This is a genomic window from Methylobacterium trifolii (assembly GCF_022179685.1).
GTDB lineage: Bacteria > Pseudomonadota > Alphaproteobacteria > Rhizobiales > Beijerinckiaceae > Methylobacterium > Methylobacterium trifolii.
This window is the reverse complement of the sequence record NZ_BPRB01000198.1, coordinates 1-16,526: the sequence shown is the minus strand read 5'-3', so window position 1 is coordinate 16,526 and position 16,526 is coordinate 1. Positions and strand designations below refer to the sequence as shown.

The following is a 16,526-nucleotide window of genomic DNA, read 5'->3' as shown; positions in this document are numbered from 1 at the left end:
CGGGGCCGCGTGACTCCGGACATCGGGGACGGGCTGTAGGATGGGCCGGTTGCCAGGTGTGGCCGGCCCGGCCCATCCTGCCGCCCATGCGCCCGCCCGTTCCCCTCTCCGCGGTCAGGACCTTCGAGGCCGCCGCGCGGCGGCGTTCGTTCAAGTCGGCAGCAGACGAGTTGAACCTCACGGCGAGCGCCGTGAGCCACGCCATCCGCAAGATGGAGCAGGCGCTGGGCGTCGCCCTGTTCGAGCGCGACGGCCACGGCGTCGCCCTGACGCCGGCCGGCGAGGCGCTCCTCGACCATGTCGGCCGCGCCTTCGAGGAGCTCAACCGCGGCCTCGACCTCGTCACCAGCCGGGGGCCGCAACTGCTGCGCCTGCACTGCGCCCCGAGCTTTGCCGCGCAATGGCTGACGCCGCGGCTCGCCCGCTTCCTCGCCGAGCATCCGGGCCTCGAGGTCCGGCTCGCGGCGGGCATGGACTACGCCCGCTTCCTCACCGACGAATTCGACGCCGACATCGTCTACGGGCCGCCGCGCGGCGAAGGGCTGTTCCGCATGGCCCTGGGCGAGGAGCGGGTGACGCCGCTCTGCGATCCGGAGCGGGCCGCGCGCATCCGCGAGCCCGCCGACCTCTTCGCCCACATGCTGATCCAGAGCGACAACAAGCTCGTGCGCTGGCCCCTCTGGTTCGAGCGCAACGACCTGCGGGCGCCGCCCCCGGCCGGAATCCGCTTCGACCGGAGTTTCCTGGCGATAGCGGCGGCGGCCGACGGGCTCGGCGTCGCCCTGGAATCCACCTTGCTGGCCGAGCGCGAACTGGCGAGCGGGCGCCTCGTGGCGCCGCTCGCCGGCCGGGCGGAGGACGTGCTCTACAACGGCCATCACCTCGTGTTTCCCGCCGCCGCCCGGCGCCGGGCGCCGCTGCGCACCTTCGCCCACTGGCTCGCGCGGGAGATGCGCATCGAGTCGAGCGCCGACATCCTCTGATCCGCGCACGCCGGCGAAGATGAGCGGCATTCACCTGCCCGTGTAAAATTCGCGTTTGCGCTTCGAGCCGGGTGCCCGCACTCTCCGGGCAACGAAAGATGAGAGGAAACGACCGGGCATCCGGGCGGCCGAACCGGCCCCCGATGTATCGGACGGGCATGAGCCGGGGCCCCCCATGCGGGCCCGGTCTCCCGCCACGCCTCCCATCCCAGGCATCGTACGGATCGCGGGAACGGACCCGATCCGGAGGGAGGGACACATGCTTCTCAAGGACAAGGTCTGCCTCATCACGGGTGCGGCCTCGGCACGCGGCATCGGCAAGGCGACGGCGAAGCTGTTCGCCCATCACGGCGGCCGGGTCGTGATCCTCGACCTCGACGCGGGCCAGGCCGAGGCCGCCGCTGCCGACATCGGACACGGCCATCTCGGGCTCGCCTGCAACGTCACCGACAAGGCGGCCTGCAAGGCCGCGGCCGACGAGGTGATCGCCCGCCTCGGCCGGATCGACGTGCTGATCAACAACGCCGGCATCACCCAGCCCCTCAAGATCATGGAGATCGAGGCGGCCAACTACGACGCCGTCACCGACGTGAACCTGCGCGGCACCCTCTACATGAGCCAGGCCGTGATCCCGCAGATGCGCGCCCAGCAGAGCGGCGCCATCGTCTGCATGTCCTCGGTCTCGGCCCAGCGCGGCGGCGGCATCTTCGGCGGTCCCCACTACAGCGCGGCCAAGGGCGGCGTCCTCGGCCTGTCGAAGGCGATGGCCCGCGAACTCGGGCCCGACGGCGTCCGCGTGAACTCGGTCACGCCGGGCCTGATCCAGACCGACATCACCGGCGGCAAGCTCACCCCGGAGCTGAAGGTCGAGATCGCCAAGGGCATCCCGCTGGCGCGCCTGGGCGTGGCCGACGACGTGGCCAACGCCTGCCTGTTCCTGGCCTCCGACCTGTCCTCGTACATCACCGGCGCGGTGATCGACGTGAACGGCGGCATGCTGATCCACTGAGCCCACGGGAGGACGACACCATGCAGACCGACCAGGATCTGCGCCCGCGGGAGCGTTCCAACGTCCCGCTCGCGGAGCGGGCCTACCGCATCCGCCGCCACGCCCTGCTGATGGGCGAGGTGCAGGGGCAGGGCTACATCGCCCAGGCGCTCGGCATCAGCGACGTGCTGGCGGTGGCCTATTTCCACGCCATGACCTACCGGCCCGAGGACCCCGAATGGGAGGGCCGCGACCGCTTCCTGCTCTCGATCGGGCATTACGCCATCGCCCTCTACGCGGCGCTGATCGAGGCGGAGATCCTGCCCGAGGACGAACTCGACACCTATGGCGGCGACGACAGCCGCCTGCCGATGTCGGGCATGGCGGCCTACACGCCGGGCATGGAGATCACCGGCGGGTCGCTGGGCCACGGGCTGGGCATCGCCGTTGGCATGGCGATGAGCCTCAAGCGCAAGGGCTCCAAGAGCTTCGTCTACAACCTGTTCTCGGATGGCGAACTCGACGAGGGCTCGACCTGGGAGGCGGCCATGTCGGCGGGCTCGCAAGGGCTCGACAACCTGATCGGCATCGTCGACGTGAACGGCATGCAGGCGGACGGCCCCTCGCTGGGCGTCCTGAACTTCGAGCCCTTGGCGCCGAAGTTCGAGGCCTTCAACTGGTTCGTCCAGCGCGTGGACGGCAACGACATCGAGGCGGTGGCCGCGGCCTTCGACGCCGCCCGCAACCACGAAGGCCGGCACCCCCGCATCGTCATCTGCGACACGAAGATGGCCAAGGGCGTGCCGTTCCTGGAAGCGCGCGAGCGCAACCACTTCCTGCGCGTGGAGCCGGCGGAGTGGCGCGAAGCCTTGAAGGTGCTGGACGAGGGGAGGACGCGATGAGGCGCTCGAAATACGAGAGGCCGGCCAGGCGCGAAGGCGCGGGCCTCAAGACCTCGGCGATGATCGCCTCGCTGGCCGCCCCCGGCCAGCGCACCAAGGCCGCCCCGTTCGGCCACGCCCTGGCGGCGCTGGCCGAGAACCGCCCCGAGATCGTCGGTCTCTCGGCGGACCTCTCCAAGTACACGGACCTGCACATCTTCGCCCAGGCCCATCCGGACCGGTTCTACCAGATGGGCATGGCCGAGCAGCTCTTGATGAGCGCGGCGGCCGGGATGGCGCGGGAGGGCTTCATGCCCTTCGCCACCACCTACGCGGTGTTCGCGGCGAGACGCGCCTACGACTTCATCTGCATGGCGATCGCGGAGGAGAACCTCAACGTCAAGATCGCCTGCGCGCTGCCCGGCCTCACCACCGGCTACGGCCCGAGCCACCAGGCCACCGAGGACGTCGCGATCTTCCGAGGCATGCCGAACCTGACCATCATCGACCCCTGCGACGCGCACGAGATCGAGCAGGTCGTGCCCGCCATGGCGGCCCATCAGGGACCCGTCTACCTGCGGCTCCTGCGCGGCAACGTCCCGCTGGTGCTGGACGAGTACGGCTACACGTTCGAGCTGGGCAAGGCCAAGACGATCCGCGACGGGCGCGACGTGCTCGTGATCTCGTCGGGCCTCATGACCATGCGGGCGCTGGAAGTCGCCCAGGCCCTGGCCGACGACAACGTCGACGTGGCGGTGCTGCACGTGCCCACCATCAAGCCGCTGGACGAGGCGACGATCCTGCACGAGGCCGGCCGCGGCGGGCGCCTCGTGGTGGTGGCCGAGAACCACACGGTGATCGGCGGCCTCGGCGAGGCGGTGGCGGGGGTGCTGATGCGCGCGGGCGTGATGCCCGACCGCGGCTTCCGTCAGGTCGGCCTGCCCGACGAATTCCTCGACGCCGGCGCGCTCCCGACCCTGCACGACCGCTACGGCATCTCGACCGAGGCCATGACCCGGAGCATCCGCGGATGGCTGTGACGGATCGCAAGGCGAGGGTCGCCTTCGTCGGCCTCGGATCGATGGGGCTGCCGATGGCCCGCCACCTCGTCGGGGCCGGCTTTCCCGTGCGCGGCTACGACCTGCGGGCCGAGAGCCGGGCGGCCATCGCCGCCATCGGCGGCGAGCGGGCCGAGACCCTGGCCGAGGCGGCCTCCGGCGCCGACGCGATCCTGCTCATGGTCGTCAACGCGGCCCAGGCCGAGGACGTGCTGTTCGCCCAAGAGGCCCTTGCCGCGACCGCACCCGGTGCGGTCGTGATCCTGATGGCGACCTGCCCGCCCAACGCCGTCTCCGCCCTGGCCGGACGCGTGGCGCGGGCGGAGCGCCGCTTCGTGGACGCCCCGGTCTCCGGCGGGGTCGTCGGCGCGACGGCCGCCACCCTCAGCATCATGGCGGCGGCGCCTGCCGAGACCCTGGCCGCGGTGCGCCCGGTGCTGGATGCACTGGGCGACAAGATCTTCCACGTCGGCACCGAGCCCGGCCAGGGGGCGACGGTCAAGGCGGTCAACCAGCTTCTTTGCGGCGTCCACATCGCCGCCGCGGCGGAGGCGATGGCGCTCGCCGAGCGCGTCGGCGTCGACCTCGCCGTGGTGCTGGAGATCCTCTCGGGCTCCTCGGCGTCGAGCTGGATGCTGCGCGACCGCGGCCCCCGGATGCTGGAGGACGAACCCACCGTCACCAGCGCCGTGGACATCTTCGTCAAGGACCTCGGCATCGTGCTGGAGGCCGGGCGCGGCGCCAAGGCGGCCCTGCCGCTGGCCGCGCTCGCCCACCAGCTCTTCCTCTCGGCCTCCGGCCGCGGCGACGGCGCGGCCGACGACAGCCAGGTGATCGGCTCCTACCGGGCCCTCAACGGTGGATAGACGCGGGCGACCTCACGGCCGCGGCGATTCCCGATCTGCTGACACGGGCGCACCATTGTAAATCCGGAGCCGGCCTCGGCTGGCGCGGCGACGAGAACGAAGACAGGGTCCGATCCACGAGATGCCGAAAACGGCACGGGTCGGATCGCTTATCCGAACGATCAGGGAGTGGAACCATGCGCGATACGACCTTCAACCGCCGCAGCCTCATCGCCGGCGCGGCCGCCGTGCCCGTCTTCAGTATCATCACCCGGCGCGCGTCGGCGGCCGAGTTCACCTACAAGCTCGCCACCGGCCAGGATCCGACCCACCCGGTCAACACCCGGGCGCAGGAGGCCCTGGACCGCATCCGCGAGGCCAGCGGCGGGCGCCTGGAGATCAAGCTGTTCCCGGCCAACCAGCTCGGCTCGGACACCGACCTGCTGGCGCAGGTCCGCAACGGCAGCGTCGAGTTCTTCAACCTCGCCACCTCGATCCTGGCGACCTTCGTGTCGGCAGCCAGCCTGCCCAACACGGGCTTTGCCTTCAAGGATTACGACGCGGTCTGGAAGGCGATGGACGGCGGAGTCGGTGAGTACGTGCGGGCCGAGATCGCCAAGACCCCGATCATGACCGTCTCCAAGGTCTGGGACAACGGCTTCCGGCAGATCACCTCCTCGACGCGGGAGATCCGCACGCCGGACGACCTGAAGGGCTTCAAGATCCGCGTGCCCCCAGCGCCGATGCTGACCTCGCTGTTCAAGGCGCTGGATGCGGGCGCGGCGCCGATCAACTTCAACGAACTCTATTCCGCCCTCCAGACCAAGGTGGTGGAAGGCCAGGAGAACCCCCTGGCGATCACCGCCACGACCCGCCTCTACGAGGTGCAGAAGTCCTGCAGCATGACCGGCCACGTCTGGGACGGCTACTGGATCCTCGGCAACAAGCGCGCCTGGCAGCGCCTGCCCGAGGACCTGCGCACGATCGTCTCGCGGGAGCTCGACCGCTCGGCCGACGACCAGCGCGGCGACATCGTCAAGCTGAGCACGAGCCTGCGCACGACGCTCTCCGAGAAGGGCATCAAGTTCATCGACGTGGAGCGCGAGGCGTTCCGCGAGGCCCTGGGCAAGACCAGCTTCTACAAGGACTGGAAGGCCAAGTACGGCGACGCCGCCTGGGCCCACCTCGAAGCCGTTTCCGGCAAGCTCGCGTGAGGCCAGGGCCATGCATGTGGATATCGCCGACGCCGCGACCCCCCTCGACGGGCCGCCCCTGCGCGCCCGCTCCCCGCTGAAGACCCTCGACACGGCGCTCGGCCACCTGATCGAGATTCCCGCCGCGCTCCTGGTCGCCCTCGAGATGGTCGTCCTGCTGATGGGCGTGGTCAGCCGCTACGTCTTCCACCAGCCGATCGTCTGGTCGGACGAGCTGGCCTCGATCCTGTTCCTGTGGCTGGCCATGCTCGGCGCGACGGTGGCCTTCCGCCGCTCCGACCACATGCGCATGACGGCGCTCGTCGCCATGGCCCGCCCGCGCCTGCGCGCCTTCCTCGAGACGGTGGCGCTCGTGGCCGGGCTGATCTTCGTGGCCCTGGTGCTGCACCCGGCCTACGAATTCGCCAGCGAAGAGATGTTCGTCCAGACGCCCGCGCTCGAACTCAACAACGCCTGGCGGGCCGCGGCGCTGCCCGTGGGCTTCGGCCTGATGCTGGCCATCGCCGTGCTGCGCCTCCTGGAGACCGCAGACTGGCGCCTGACCGTCACGGCCCTGGCGCTCGGCGGCGCCATCGCCGGCGGGCTCGTGCTGCTCCAGCCGGTGCTGATGGGCCTGGGCAACGTCAACCTGCTGCTGTTCTTCGTCCTCGGCGTCGGCGCCCTGGTCTTCTCCGGCGTGCCGATCGCCTTCGCCTTCGGGCTCGCCACCTTCGCCTACGTGACGCTGACCACCAACGCCCCGTCGATGGTCGTCGTCGGGCGCATGGACGAGGGCATGAGCCACCTCATCCTGCTCGCCGTGCCGCTCTTCGTCTTCCTCGGCCTGCTGATCGAGATGACGGGCATGGCCAAAGCGATGGTCGGCTTCCTGGCGAGCCTGCTGGGGCACGTGCGCGGCGGCCTGCACTACGTGCTGGTGGGTGCGATGTACCTCGTCTCCGGCATCTCCGGCTCGAAGGCCGCCGACATGGCGGCCGTCGCACCCGTGCTGTTCCCGGAGATGAAGGCACGCGGCGCCAAGGAGGGCGACCTCGTGGCCCTGCTCGCCGCGACGGGTGCGCAGACCGAGACCATCCCGCCCTCGATCGTGCTGATCACCATCGGTTCGGTGACCGGCGTCTCGATCACGGCGCTGTTCACCGGCGGCCTGATGCCGGGCCTGGTGCTGGCCGTCACCCTCTGCGCGCTCGTCTGGTGGCGCTACCGCTCCGAGGACCTGAGCCACGTGCCCCGGCCCTCCGGCCGGATCATCGGGCGCACCCTCGTCATCGCCCTGCCGGCCCTGGCGCTCCCCTTCGTGATCCGGGCCGCGGTGGTGGAGGGTGTCGCCACCGCCACCGAGGTCTCGACCATCGGCATCGTCTACGCGGTGCTCGCCGGCCTGCTGATCTACCGGCAGTTCGACTGGCGCCGGGTCTACCCGATGCTGGTGACGACGGCGACGCTGTCGGGCGCCATCCTGCTCATCATCGGGGCGGCCACCGGCATGGCCTGGGCGCTGACCCAGTCCGGCTTCTCGCAGACCCTGGCAGTCACCATGAAGAGCCTGCCCGGGGGGCCGCTCGGCTTCCTCGTGGTCTCGGCGGTGGCCTTCATCATCCTGGGCTCGGTGCTGGAGGGCATCCCGGCCATCGTGCTGTTCGGGCCGCTGCTGTTCCCCATCGCGCGGTCCGTGGGCGTGCACGAGGTGCACTATGCCATGGTGGTGATCCTCGCCATGGGCGTCGGCCTGTTCGCCCCGCCCTTCGGGGTCGGGTACTACGCCGCCTGCGCCATCAGCCGCATCCATCCGGATGCCGGGATGCGGCCCATCGTCGGCTACATCGTCGCCCTGCTCGTCGGACTGGCCGTCATCGTCCTCGTGCCGTGGTTCTCCATCGGCTTCCTCTGAGGACAGCCGCGCGGGAGCGGGCGGGGACGACCCCGCCCGCTCCCGCCCCACGCCCCTTCGCGATCCGAAACCCATCCCGCAGCCTTGCCGCCGGAGCGATGCCCCATGCCTGCACCCGAGACCGCACCCGTCGCGCGCATGGCCGACGCGATCCGCTTCCTGTCGCTGGACGCCATCGAGCGGGCCGGCGACGGCCATCCCGGCGCGCCGCTCGGCTGCGCCGAGATCGCCACCGCCCTGTTCACCCGCCACCTCAAGTGCAACCCGGCCGATCCCGAATGGGCCGACCGCGACCGCTTCGTGCTCTCGAACGGCCACGGCTCGATGCTGCTCTATTCCGTCCTGCATCTGGCGGGCTACGTGGGCATGCCGATGGAGCAGATCCGGCGCTTCCGCGAGCTCGGCTCGCACACCCACGGCCACCCGGAGATCGCGGCCCATCTCGGCATCGAGGCGACCACCGGGCCGCTGGGGCAGGGCATCGCCAACGCCGTGGGCATGGCGGTGGCCGAGGCCAGGCTCGCCGCCCAGTTCGGGCCGGAGCTGGTGGACCACCGCACCTACGCGCTCGTCGGCGACGGCTGCCTGATGGAGGGCATCGCCCACGAGGTGATCTCGCTCGCCGGCCACCTGCGGCTGGGCAAGCTCGTCTTCCTCTGGGACGACAACCGCATCACCGACGACGGCGGCACCGACCTCTCGATCTCCGAGGACGTGCGTGCGCGCTTTCGCGCCGCCGACTGGCAGGTGCTCGACGCGGACGGGCACGACGTGGAGGCGGTCTCGGCCGCCCTCGCGCGAGCCGAGGGCGATCCGCGCCCGACCCTGATCGCCTGCGCCACGGTGATCGGGCGCGGCCTGCCCCGCCTCGAGGGCAAGCGCGGGGCCCATGGCGGGCGCGTCTTTCCCGCCGACCTCGCCGAGGCGCGGGAGGCCCGCGGCTGGACGGACCCTGCCTTCACCGTGCCCGACGACGTGGCCGCCGCGTGGCGCGCGGGAACCACGGAGCGCAATCGTGCGGCCTACGAATCCTGGAGCGACCGCCTCGCCGCCCTGCCGCCGGAGGCCCGCGCCGAGTTCGAGCGCGTGATGCAGGCCCGCCTCCCCGAGGATTGGCGTGCCGCCCTGCGCCCGATCCGGGAGCGGCTCGCCGGGGCCGGCGAGGCCCGGGCCACGATCGAGGTCTCGGCCGAGATCCTGGCCGACCTCGTCCGCGCGATCCCCGAACTGTTCAGCGGCGCCCCGGACCTCGAAGGACCGACCCGCCACAAGCAGGACTTGGCGGCCTTCACCGCGACGGACCGGAGCGGGCGCTACCTGCATTACGGCATCCGCGAGCACGCCATGGGCTCGATGATGAACGGCATGGCCGCCCATCGCGGGCTGGCGCCGGTGGGGGCGACCTACCTCGTCTTCTCCGACTACATGCGCCCCTCCTTGCGCATGGCGGCGCTGATGGATCTGCCGGTGATCACGGTCTACAGCCACGATTCTATCGGCATCGGCCGCAACGGCCCGACCCACCAGCCGGTCGAGTACCTCGCCTCGCTGCGCGCCATCCCCAACATGCTGGTGCTGCGCCCGGCCGATGCGGTGGAGGCCGTCGAGTGCTGGGAGATGGCGCTGGCCAACCGCCACGGGCCGACCTCGCTGATCTGCTCGCGCCAGCCCCTGCCGGCCCTGCGGCGCGACGCTGACGGCGAGAACCGGAGCGCCCGCGGCGCCTACGTCCTGGCGGAGGCCGAGGGCGGGGCGCGGGCGATCACCCTGATCGGCACCGGCTCCGAGGTCGCCCTGGCGCTCGCCGCCCGCGACCGCCTCCAGGCCGAAGGCTACCCGACCGCCGTGGTCTCGATGCCCTCCTGGGAGGCCTTCGAGGCGCAGGATGCGGAGTACCGCCGCGCCACCATCCCGCCCGGCAGCATCCGCGTCGCGGTGGAGGCGGCCATCCGCCAGGGCTGGGACCGCTGGATCGGCGAGGACGGCGGGTTCGTCGGCATGACGGGCTTCGGCGCCTCGGGACCCGCCGAGGAGCTATTCAAGCATTTCGGCATCACCGCCGAGGCCGTGGCGGACGCCGCGCTGGCCCGCCTTCGCGGGCAGCCGGGCACTCAATAACCCAGCGCGCTGCCGTCCTTGCGCGGGTCGGACCCCGCCGCCAGGGTGCCGGCGGCGTGGTCGATCCAGATGACCTGCCCGCCGCCGATGGGAAGCGGCGCCCGCACGGTGCGGTGGCCGCGCGCGGCCATCCCCTGGATCACGGCCTCGGTGAACCCGCCCTCCATCTCGACCTCGCCGCCATAGGCGAAGCTGCGCGGGGCATCCAGGGCCTCCTGCACGTCGAGGCCCCGGTCGAGCAGGCCGGTGAGCAGTTCCACGTGGCCCATCGCCTGGTAGTGGCCGCCCATCACGCCGAAGGGCGCGACCGCCCGCCCGTCCCGCATCAGCATGCCGGGGATGATGGTGTGCATCGGGCGCTTGCGCGGGGCGATGGTGTTGGGATGGCCCGGCTCGATCCGGAAGGAGAGGCCGCGGTTGTGCAGCAGCACCCCGCTCTCCGGCGCCATGATGCCGGTGCCGAAGCCCTGGAACAGGGAGTTGATCAGCGAGAGCGCGTTGCCGTCCCGGTCGACCACGCTGAGGTAGACCGTGTCCCGGTGCGCGGCCTCCCGCGCGATCTCGGGGTAGATCACCGGCTCGCGGGCACGCGCCATGTCGATGGCCCCGTGCGCGGAAGCCCGCCAGGCATCCGACAGCAGGTGCGCCACGGGCACGTCGTGGAGGCCCGGATCGGCGAACAGGGCGTCGCGGTGGTGGTAGGCCTGCTTGCAGGCCTCGGCGAACAGATGCACCCGGTCGAGGTCGGACAGGCCCGCCACGTCGTGGGGTTCGAGCACGTTGAGCATCATCAGCGCGGCCAGGCCCTGGCCGGCGGGCGGGCACTCGTACACGTCGTAGCCGCGGTAGCGCGTCGCGATCGGCGTCACGATCTCGGGGGCGGCCTGCGCGAAGTCCTCCAGGGTATGCAGGCCGCCGAGTTCCCGCAGGCGCGCGACGATGTCGGCCGCCACCGGTCCCTCGTAGAACCCGCGCGGGCCTTGTGCCGCGATGCGCCGGAGGGTGGCTCCGAGCCGTTCGTGGCGGATGCGCTGGCCCGCTTCCGGCGCCCGGCCGCCGGGCAGGTAGGTCGCCGCCGCCGCCGGGTCCCACCCGATCCGCTCGACGCTGCGGGCCCAGTCCCAGGCGACCCGCGGCTGCACCGGAAAGCCCTCTTCCGCGTAGCGGATCGCCGGCTGGAGCAGGTCTCCCAGCGACCGGCTGCCGTGGTCCGCGACCAGCCTGTCCCAGGCCGCGATCGCACCGGGCACGGTCACGGCATGGGGCGAGGTCGGGGTGATCGCGACCCCGTTCTCGAGGTACCACGCGTCGGTGGCCGCAGCCGGGCTGCGGCCCGAGCCGTTCAGGGCCACCGGCACCGAGGCGCCCTTGGGCACGTAGAGGGCGAAGCAGTCGCCGCCGATGCCGGTCATCAGCGGATCGACCACGCATTGCACCGCCAAGGCGGCGATGCCCGCATCCACCGCGTTGCCGCCCCCGCGCAGGGTCTCGATCGCGGTGAGCGTGGCCAGGGGATGCGAGGTCGCGACCGCGGCCTGCGCGGCGTAGACCGGGGAGCGTCCGGGCTTCTCGAAGTTCCTCACGGGTCGGGTCCTTCCCCATCGGCGCGGTTGGCCGGCATGATTACCGGCCCGGTCCACGCGGGCAACCGGCTGGCCAGCCTCGGCGGCTGTGCTAGGCATCGTGCCGGAACCCGAGACGACGCGGAAGGGATAGGCCCATGGCGAAGCGGTCAAGCAGGCTCCTGTTTGCGGCGGTGCTCGCGCTCCTCGCCCCCGATGCGCGGGCCGCCTCCGGCCCGGCGGTCGAGGCGGAAAACGGGATGGTGGTCTCCTCCCAGCGTCTCGCCTCGCAGATCGGCGCGGACATCCTGAGGGCCGGCGGCAACGCCGTCGACGCGGCGGTGGCGGTGGCCTACGCCGAGGCCGTGACCAACCCCTGCTGCGGCAACATCGGCGGCGGCGGCTTCATGGTGCTGCACACGGCCGACGGGCGCAGCCGCTTCATCAACTTCCGCGAGACGGCGCCCGCCGCCGCCAGCCGGGACATGTACCTCGACGCCGCCGGCAACCCGATCAAGGACGCAAGCCTGCGGGGCTGGAAGGCGGCCGGCATCCCCGGCACGGTGCTCGGCCTCAACACGGCGCTGGCGAAATACGGCACGCTGCCGCTCGCGCGCGTCCTGCAACCGGCGGTCGCGCTCGCCCGCGACGGCTTCGTCCTCACCCGCGGCGACACCGACATCCTGGAGGCGGGCACCAAGCTGTTTGCCAGGGAGGGCAACGTCGCGGGCATCTTCCTGCGGCCGGACGGCAGCCCCTACCGGCCCGGCGACCGGCTGGTCCAGGCGGACCTCGCCCGCACCCTCCAGGCGATCGCGGACGGCGGCTCGGACGCGTTCTACAGGGGCGAGATCCCGCGCAAGGTGGAGGCGGCCTCGAAGGCCGGCGGCGGCCTCATGACGGCGGCCGACTTTGCCGCCTACACGGTCACGGATTCCGAGCCCGTGACCTGCAGCTACCGCGGCGCGACCATCCTGTCGGCGCCCCCGCCCTCGTCGGGCGGGACGACGCTCTGTCAGATCCTGACCGTGCTCGGCGGTTACGACCTGCGGGCCTCAGGCTTCAATTCGGCCGCCACAATCCACCTGATGGTCGAGGCGATGCGGCGCGCCTATGCCGACCGCAACACCTTCCTCGGGGACCCGGCCTTCGTTGACAACCCGGTCGCGCGCCTGCTCTCGCCGGCCTACGCCGAGACCCTGCGTGCCGCGATCCGGCCCGACAGGGCCACACCCTCCGCGGAGATTCGGCCGAATGCTGAGAGCCTCGGCATCCCGCCGCGCGAAAAGCCGGAGACCACCCACCTCTCGGTGATGGACAAGGCCGGCAACGCGGTCTCCCTCACCTACACGATCAACGGCTTCTTCGGCGCCGGGGTGATCGCGGGGGACACGGGCTTCCTGCTCAACAACGAGATGGACGACTTCACGGTCAAGCCCGGCGTGCCGAACCTGTTCGGCCTGGTGCAGGGCACGGCCAACGCCATCGCGCCCGGCAAGCGCCCCCTGTCCTCGATGGCCCCGACCGTGGTGCTGCGGGACGGGCGCGTGGTCATGGTCACGGGCTCGCCCGGCGGCTCGCGCATCATCACCATCAACGCGCAGACGATCATGAACATGCTCGACCACGGCATGGAGCCGCAGGAAGCGGTCGACGCCCCCCGCATCCACCACCAGTGGCTGCCGGACACCGTCTACGCCGAGCCCTTCGCCCTCTCGGCGGACACCAAGGCGATCCTGCGCGGCATGGGCCACACCCTGGTCGAGCAGACGCCGTGGGGGGCCGACGAACTGATCGCGGTGCGCGGTGCCGCCCCGCCCGCCCCCGGGCCGGGGGATTCCGGCAATGACGCCTCGCGCACCACCCGGATGCGGCCGGACCTGCTCTACGGGGCCAACGACAACCGCCGTCCCGCAGGCGCCGCGGTCGGCGAGTAGGGGTGGAAATCCGATACTTGGTACCTGCCGCGACCGTCAATGATAGGTGGCAAGCGGTCGTTGAACGACAAAGCGAACCGGATGATCGTCAGGGTGAGGACGGATCAGCCCCAACGATGCCTGCGATGCGCTCGGAGCGGTCGATCCAATCTTCTCGCTTATCAGGGCTGTTCTGCTCCCCTGGCAGGCACGAGTTCAGGCCAGTCACGATCGCCCAGCAATCCGTCCAGATACCGCCTCGCCGAATAAGCAGATACCGACCGTCAGCAGTGACTACGAGGCGGGGGTTGCTCGTGAAGGAATGGTCCTCCGAATATGTGATGTCAGAGGCCGCCTCGAAAGGGGTCTGCCAACACCACCAACCCGCCTTCTCCCAAAGACCGAAGATTGTATCCGTTATTCCAGGCCCGATGGTCATCATGACAACCCGGCCACTCGGAAGACTGACGCGGTCGATTTCCGAACGCACTGTAGCCACCTGCACGAAGCCTATGACCACGACGAACAGAGGAAACGCGAGCCCAAGGCTCAGCAAGGGTGTGAGCCGCCGCCATCCTCGTCTGGTGGCAACCGCAGCCAATTGGGAGAGCAGGAACAGGATGAAGCCCGCAGTCGGGAGATGATGGACCCAAAACGGCAGGATGACCTGAACTCTGTCCCGGGACGGCGCTGTGCCAAATGCGAGACCAAGATAGACCGCGATGAGCAGGCCGCTGCCGAGCAGCAGAAGACGACGCAGCTGTGGGAGGTCCATCATAGTGAGCCCATCAGCATAGGACGGCGCCGAGAACAACCACAGCGGCTGTTAAGGGTTGATAGCCGACGGGACCAACCGTCGGACTTGGGCCACTAACCCTTATCCGGTCCCTGTCCCGCCCCGGCGAGCAGCCGGTCCATCCGGAGGCGCAGGGCCTGGGGGCTGCGGTAGCCGACCGCGGCCGCGACCTCGCGCATCGGCCGCCCGTCCGCCGTGAGCGCCAGCGCCCGCACCACCCGCGCCCGCGTCCGCCAGTCCCCGAAGCTCAGGCCCGTCTCCTGGCGGAACCCCCGCGTCAGGGTGCGCCGGCTGGCGCCTGCGCGCAGCGCCCAGGCGTCGAGGTCGAAGGGCGAGGCCGGGTCGGCGATCAGGCCGAGGCAGACGCGCCGCAGCCGGGCATCGCGCGGCAGGGGCAGGGTCAGGGGCGTCTCCGGCGCCCGCCCAATCTCGTCGAGCACCAGGGCGGCCAGATGCCCGCCGCGCCCGTCGACCGCGTAGAGGACCGGCTCCCGCGTCAGCGCCGCGATCACCGCCGCCAGCAGGGGCGAGACCTGGATCACCCGCGCGCGCGCCGGGAAGCCGGCGACCGCCTCGGCGGCGAGGTAGGCGGAGCACATCGAGACGGCCCCGTGCATGACGACGGCGTGCGGCAGGCGCGGCGGTATCCAGAGGGCGTGGCCCTCCGGCACGACCCAGGTGCCGTCCTCGGCCTCGGCCGTCATCAGCCCCATCGTGGCGTAGAGGAGCTGCGCGCGGGGATGGCTGTGGCGCCCGGTCCGGCTCTCGGCCGCGAACGCCTTGGGCATCACCGCGACGCTGCGCGGGACGTCCTGGTAATCCTCGGCCCGGTCCGAGCGCATGGGCGCGATCCACCCCGTCGTGTTTGGCCCGATCGCGTAGGCTTTCGGCCCGACGCCGTCCAGCGGGTCATGTAGGGATCGGCGCGAACGGAGAGAGGCCCGTCCGATGGATGCCGACACCCTGTCCCGCCGCACCCTGCGCTTCGTGAACGTCGCGCACGCCCTCGACCACTTCGTGCTGCTGATCTACCCGACCGCGGTGATCGCCATCGCGGCGCAGACGGGCCTCGGCTACGGCGAACTCATCGGGCTCGCCACCGGCGCCTTCGTCGCCTTCGGCCTGTGCTCGCTGCCCATGGGCTGGCTCGCCGACCGGTTCGGGCGGCGCACCATGCTGGCGGTGTTCTTCCTCGGTTACGGTCTCTCGTGCCTCGGGGTCGCGAGTGCTGCGAGCCCCGTCGCCTTCGCAATCTGGCTCTGCGTGCTCGGCGTCGCCTCGGCGATCTACCATCCGGTCGGCTCGACCATGCTCGTCACCCATGCCCGCCGCCTCGGGCGCGACCTCGGCGTGAACGGGGTGTGGGGCAATTTCGGCGCCGCCACCGCCTCCGGCATCACAGCGCTGGTCGCGGCGAGCCTGGGCTGGCGGGCGGCCTTCGTGCTGCCCGGCCTCGTCTGCCTCGCCTGCGGGGCGGCCTTCCTCGCCCTCGTGCCCGGCGACGGCGACGGAGGCGCCCGCAAGGCCGGGCTCGCGCCGCTCATCGCGGTCTCGCGCCCGGTGCCCCTGCTCGTGGTGTTCGCCATCGCGGTGGTGGCCGGGGGCATGACCTTCAACGTCACCACCATCGCCATGCCGAAGGTGATCGACGAACGGCTCGGCGACGGCCTGCCCCTGGCCCTGATCGGATCGCTGGCCAGCGCCGTGTTCGTCTTCGGCGCCCTGATGCAGTTGGCCATGGGGCGCCTGATCGACCGCTACAGCCTGCCGACGCTGTTCGTGACGCTGGCCGCGCTGCAGCCCATCGGCCTCGGCCTCGCGGCCGTCACCTCCGGCATCCCGATGCTGTTGGGGCTCGTGCTCACCATCGCGGCCCTCTACGGGCAGGTGGTCATCAACGACGCCATGGTGGCCCGCTACGTCCCGGCCGACCACAGGGCCAAGGCCTACAGTGTGCGCTACTTCCTGGGCTTCACGGTCAGCGGCTTCGTGGTGCCGATGATCGCGCTCCTGCACGAGCGGGGCGGCTTCGGGCTCGTCCTCGGGACGGCGGCCGTGTTCGGCCTCGTGATCTGGCTCGCGGCGCTCGCCTTTTTCGGCCTGGCGCGGGGGGACGTGCGCGCTCTGGCCCCGGCGGAGTGATCTATGCCGTACCGCGGATGAAATCCCGGCTACTCCCACCCATCCCCGCATCCTGAGGTGCGGCGGCAGCCGCCTCGAAGGAGGGCTCCAGGGATCGCCGTGGCTTCTGGAGGGCTCCTTCGAGGCCCGCTG

General features: G+C 71.2%; 13 protein-coding genes. 10 read left to right on the top strand and 3 right to left on the bottom strand.

The features are described 5' to 3' along the window. Positions 1-86 precede the first annotated feature (86 nt). From COGEMETH_RS17165 to tkt, 8 genes are all read left to right on the top strand, one after another. Positions 87-983, top strand: coding sequence for a LysR substrate-binding domain-containing protein (locus COGEMETH_RS17165; RefSeq protein WP_238183821.1), 897 nt, complete (start codon positions 87-89; stop codon positions 981-983). Between the two features lie 259 nt (positions 984-1,242). Next, positions 1,243-1,992 (top strand): SDR family NAD(P)-dependent oxidoreductase, encoded by a 750-nt coding sequence (locus COGEMETH_RS17160; protein WP_238183820.1) that lies wholly within the window; start codon positions 1,243-1,245, stop codon positions 1,990-1,992. A gap of 20 nt (positions 1,993-2,012) precedes the next feature. Then, positions 2,013-2,873 (top strand): transketolase, encoded by an 861-nt coding sequence (locus COGEMETH_RS17155; protein WP_238183819.1) that lies wholly within the window; start codon positions 2,013-2,015, stop codon positions 2,871-2,873. After that, complete coding sequence (locus tag COGEMETH_RS17150; protein ID WP_238183818.1) at positions 2,870-3,892, top strand: transketolase family protein; 1,023 nt, start codon at positions 2,870-2,872, stop codon at positions 3,890-3,892. Before COGEMETH_RS17155 ends, COGEMETH_RS17150 begins: the two co-directional genes overlap by 4 nt. After that, the gene (locus tag COGEMETH_RS17145) at positions 3,883-4,776 is read left to right on the top strand and encodes an NAD(P)-dependent oxidoreductase (protein ID WP_238183817.1); all 894 of its coding nucleotides are present in this window, start codon (positions 3,883-3,885) and stop codon (positions 4,774-4,776) included. The genes COGEMETH_RS17150 and COGEMETH_RS17145 overlap by 10 nt, the downstream gene beginning before the upstream one ends. Before the next feature lie 176 nt (positions 4,777-4,952). Further along, positions 4,953-5,969, top strand: coding sequence for a TRAP transporter substrate-binding protein (locus tag COGEMETH_RS17140; RefSeq protein WP_238183816.1), 1,017 nt, complete (start codon positions 4,953-4,955; stop codon positions 5,967-5,969). A 10-nt stretch (positions 5,970-5,979) separates the two neighbouring features. Beyond that, entirely contained in the window at positions 5,980-7,860 is a 1,881-nt protein-coding gene (locus COGEMETH_RS17135; RefSeq protein WP_238183815.1) for a TRAP transporter large permease, read from the top strand. Positions 7,861-7,965: 105 nt separating this feature from the next. Continuing rightward, a complete protein-coding gene (gene tkt / locus COGEMETH_RS17130; RefSeq protein ID WP_238183814.1) occupies positions 7,966-9,978 on the top strand; it encodes a transketolase in 2,013 nt (670 codons plus the stop codon). On the opposite strand, the gene COGEMETH_RS17125 is transcribed toward tkt, so the two are convergent. Next, positions 9,972-11,561 (bottom strand): gamma-glutamyltransferase family protein, encoded by a 1,590-nt coding sequence (locus COGEMETH_RS17125; protein ID WP_238183813.1) that lies wholly within the window; start codon positions 11,559-11,561, stop codon positions 9,972-9,974. The genes tkt and COGEMETH_RS17125 overlap by 7 nt on opposite strands. 137 nt (positions 11,562-11,698) lie before the next feature. On the opposite strand from COGEMETH_RS17125, the gene ggt reads away from it, so the two are divergent. Next, positions 11,699-13,477, top strand: a complete 1,779-nt coding sequence (gene ggt, locus COGEMETH_RS17120) for a gamma-glutamyltransferase (protein WP_238183812.1) — start codon at positions 11,699-11,701, stop codon at positions 13,475-13,477. Positions 13,478-13,565: 88 nt separating this feature from the next. Here the strand turns inward: ggt and COGEMETH_RS17115 are convergent, their stop codons facing one another. Further along, positions 13,566-14,231, bottom strand: a complete 666-nt coding sequence (locus tag COGEMETH_RS17115; protein WP_238183811.1) for a hypothetical protein — start codon at positions 14,229-14,231, stop codon at positions 13,566-13,568. A gap of 95 nt (positions 14,232-14,326) precedes the next feature. Continuing rightward, entirely contained in the window at positions 14,327-15,094 is a 768-nt protein-coding gene (locus tag COGEMETH_RS17110; protein WP_238183810.1) for a helix-turn-helix domain-containing protein, read from the bottom strand. 106 nt (positions 15,095-15,200) lie between these two features. Here COGEMETH_RS17110 and COGEMETH_RS17105 point away from each other — a divergent pair, with 106 nt between their 5' ends. After that, positions 15,201-16,394: an MFS transporter gene (locus COGEMETH_RS17105; RefSeq protein WP_238183809.1), complete on the top strand. Its 1,194-nt coding sequence runs from the start codon at positions 15,201-15,203 to the stop codon at positions 16,392-16,394. Positions 16,395-16,526 lie beyond the last annotated feature (132 nt).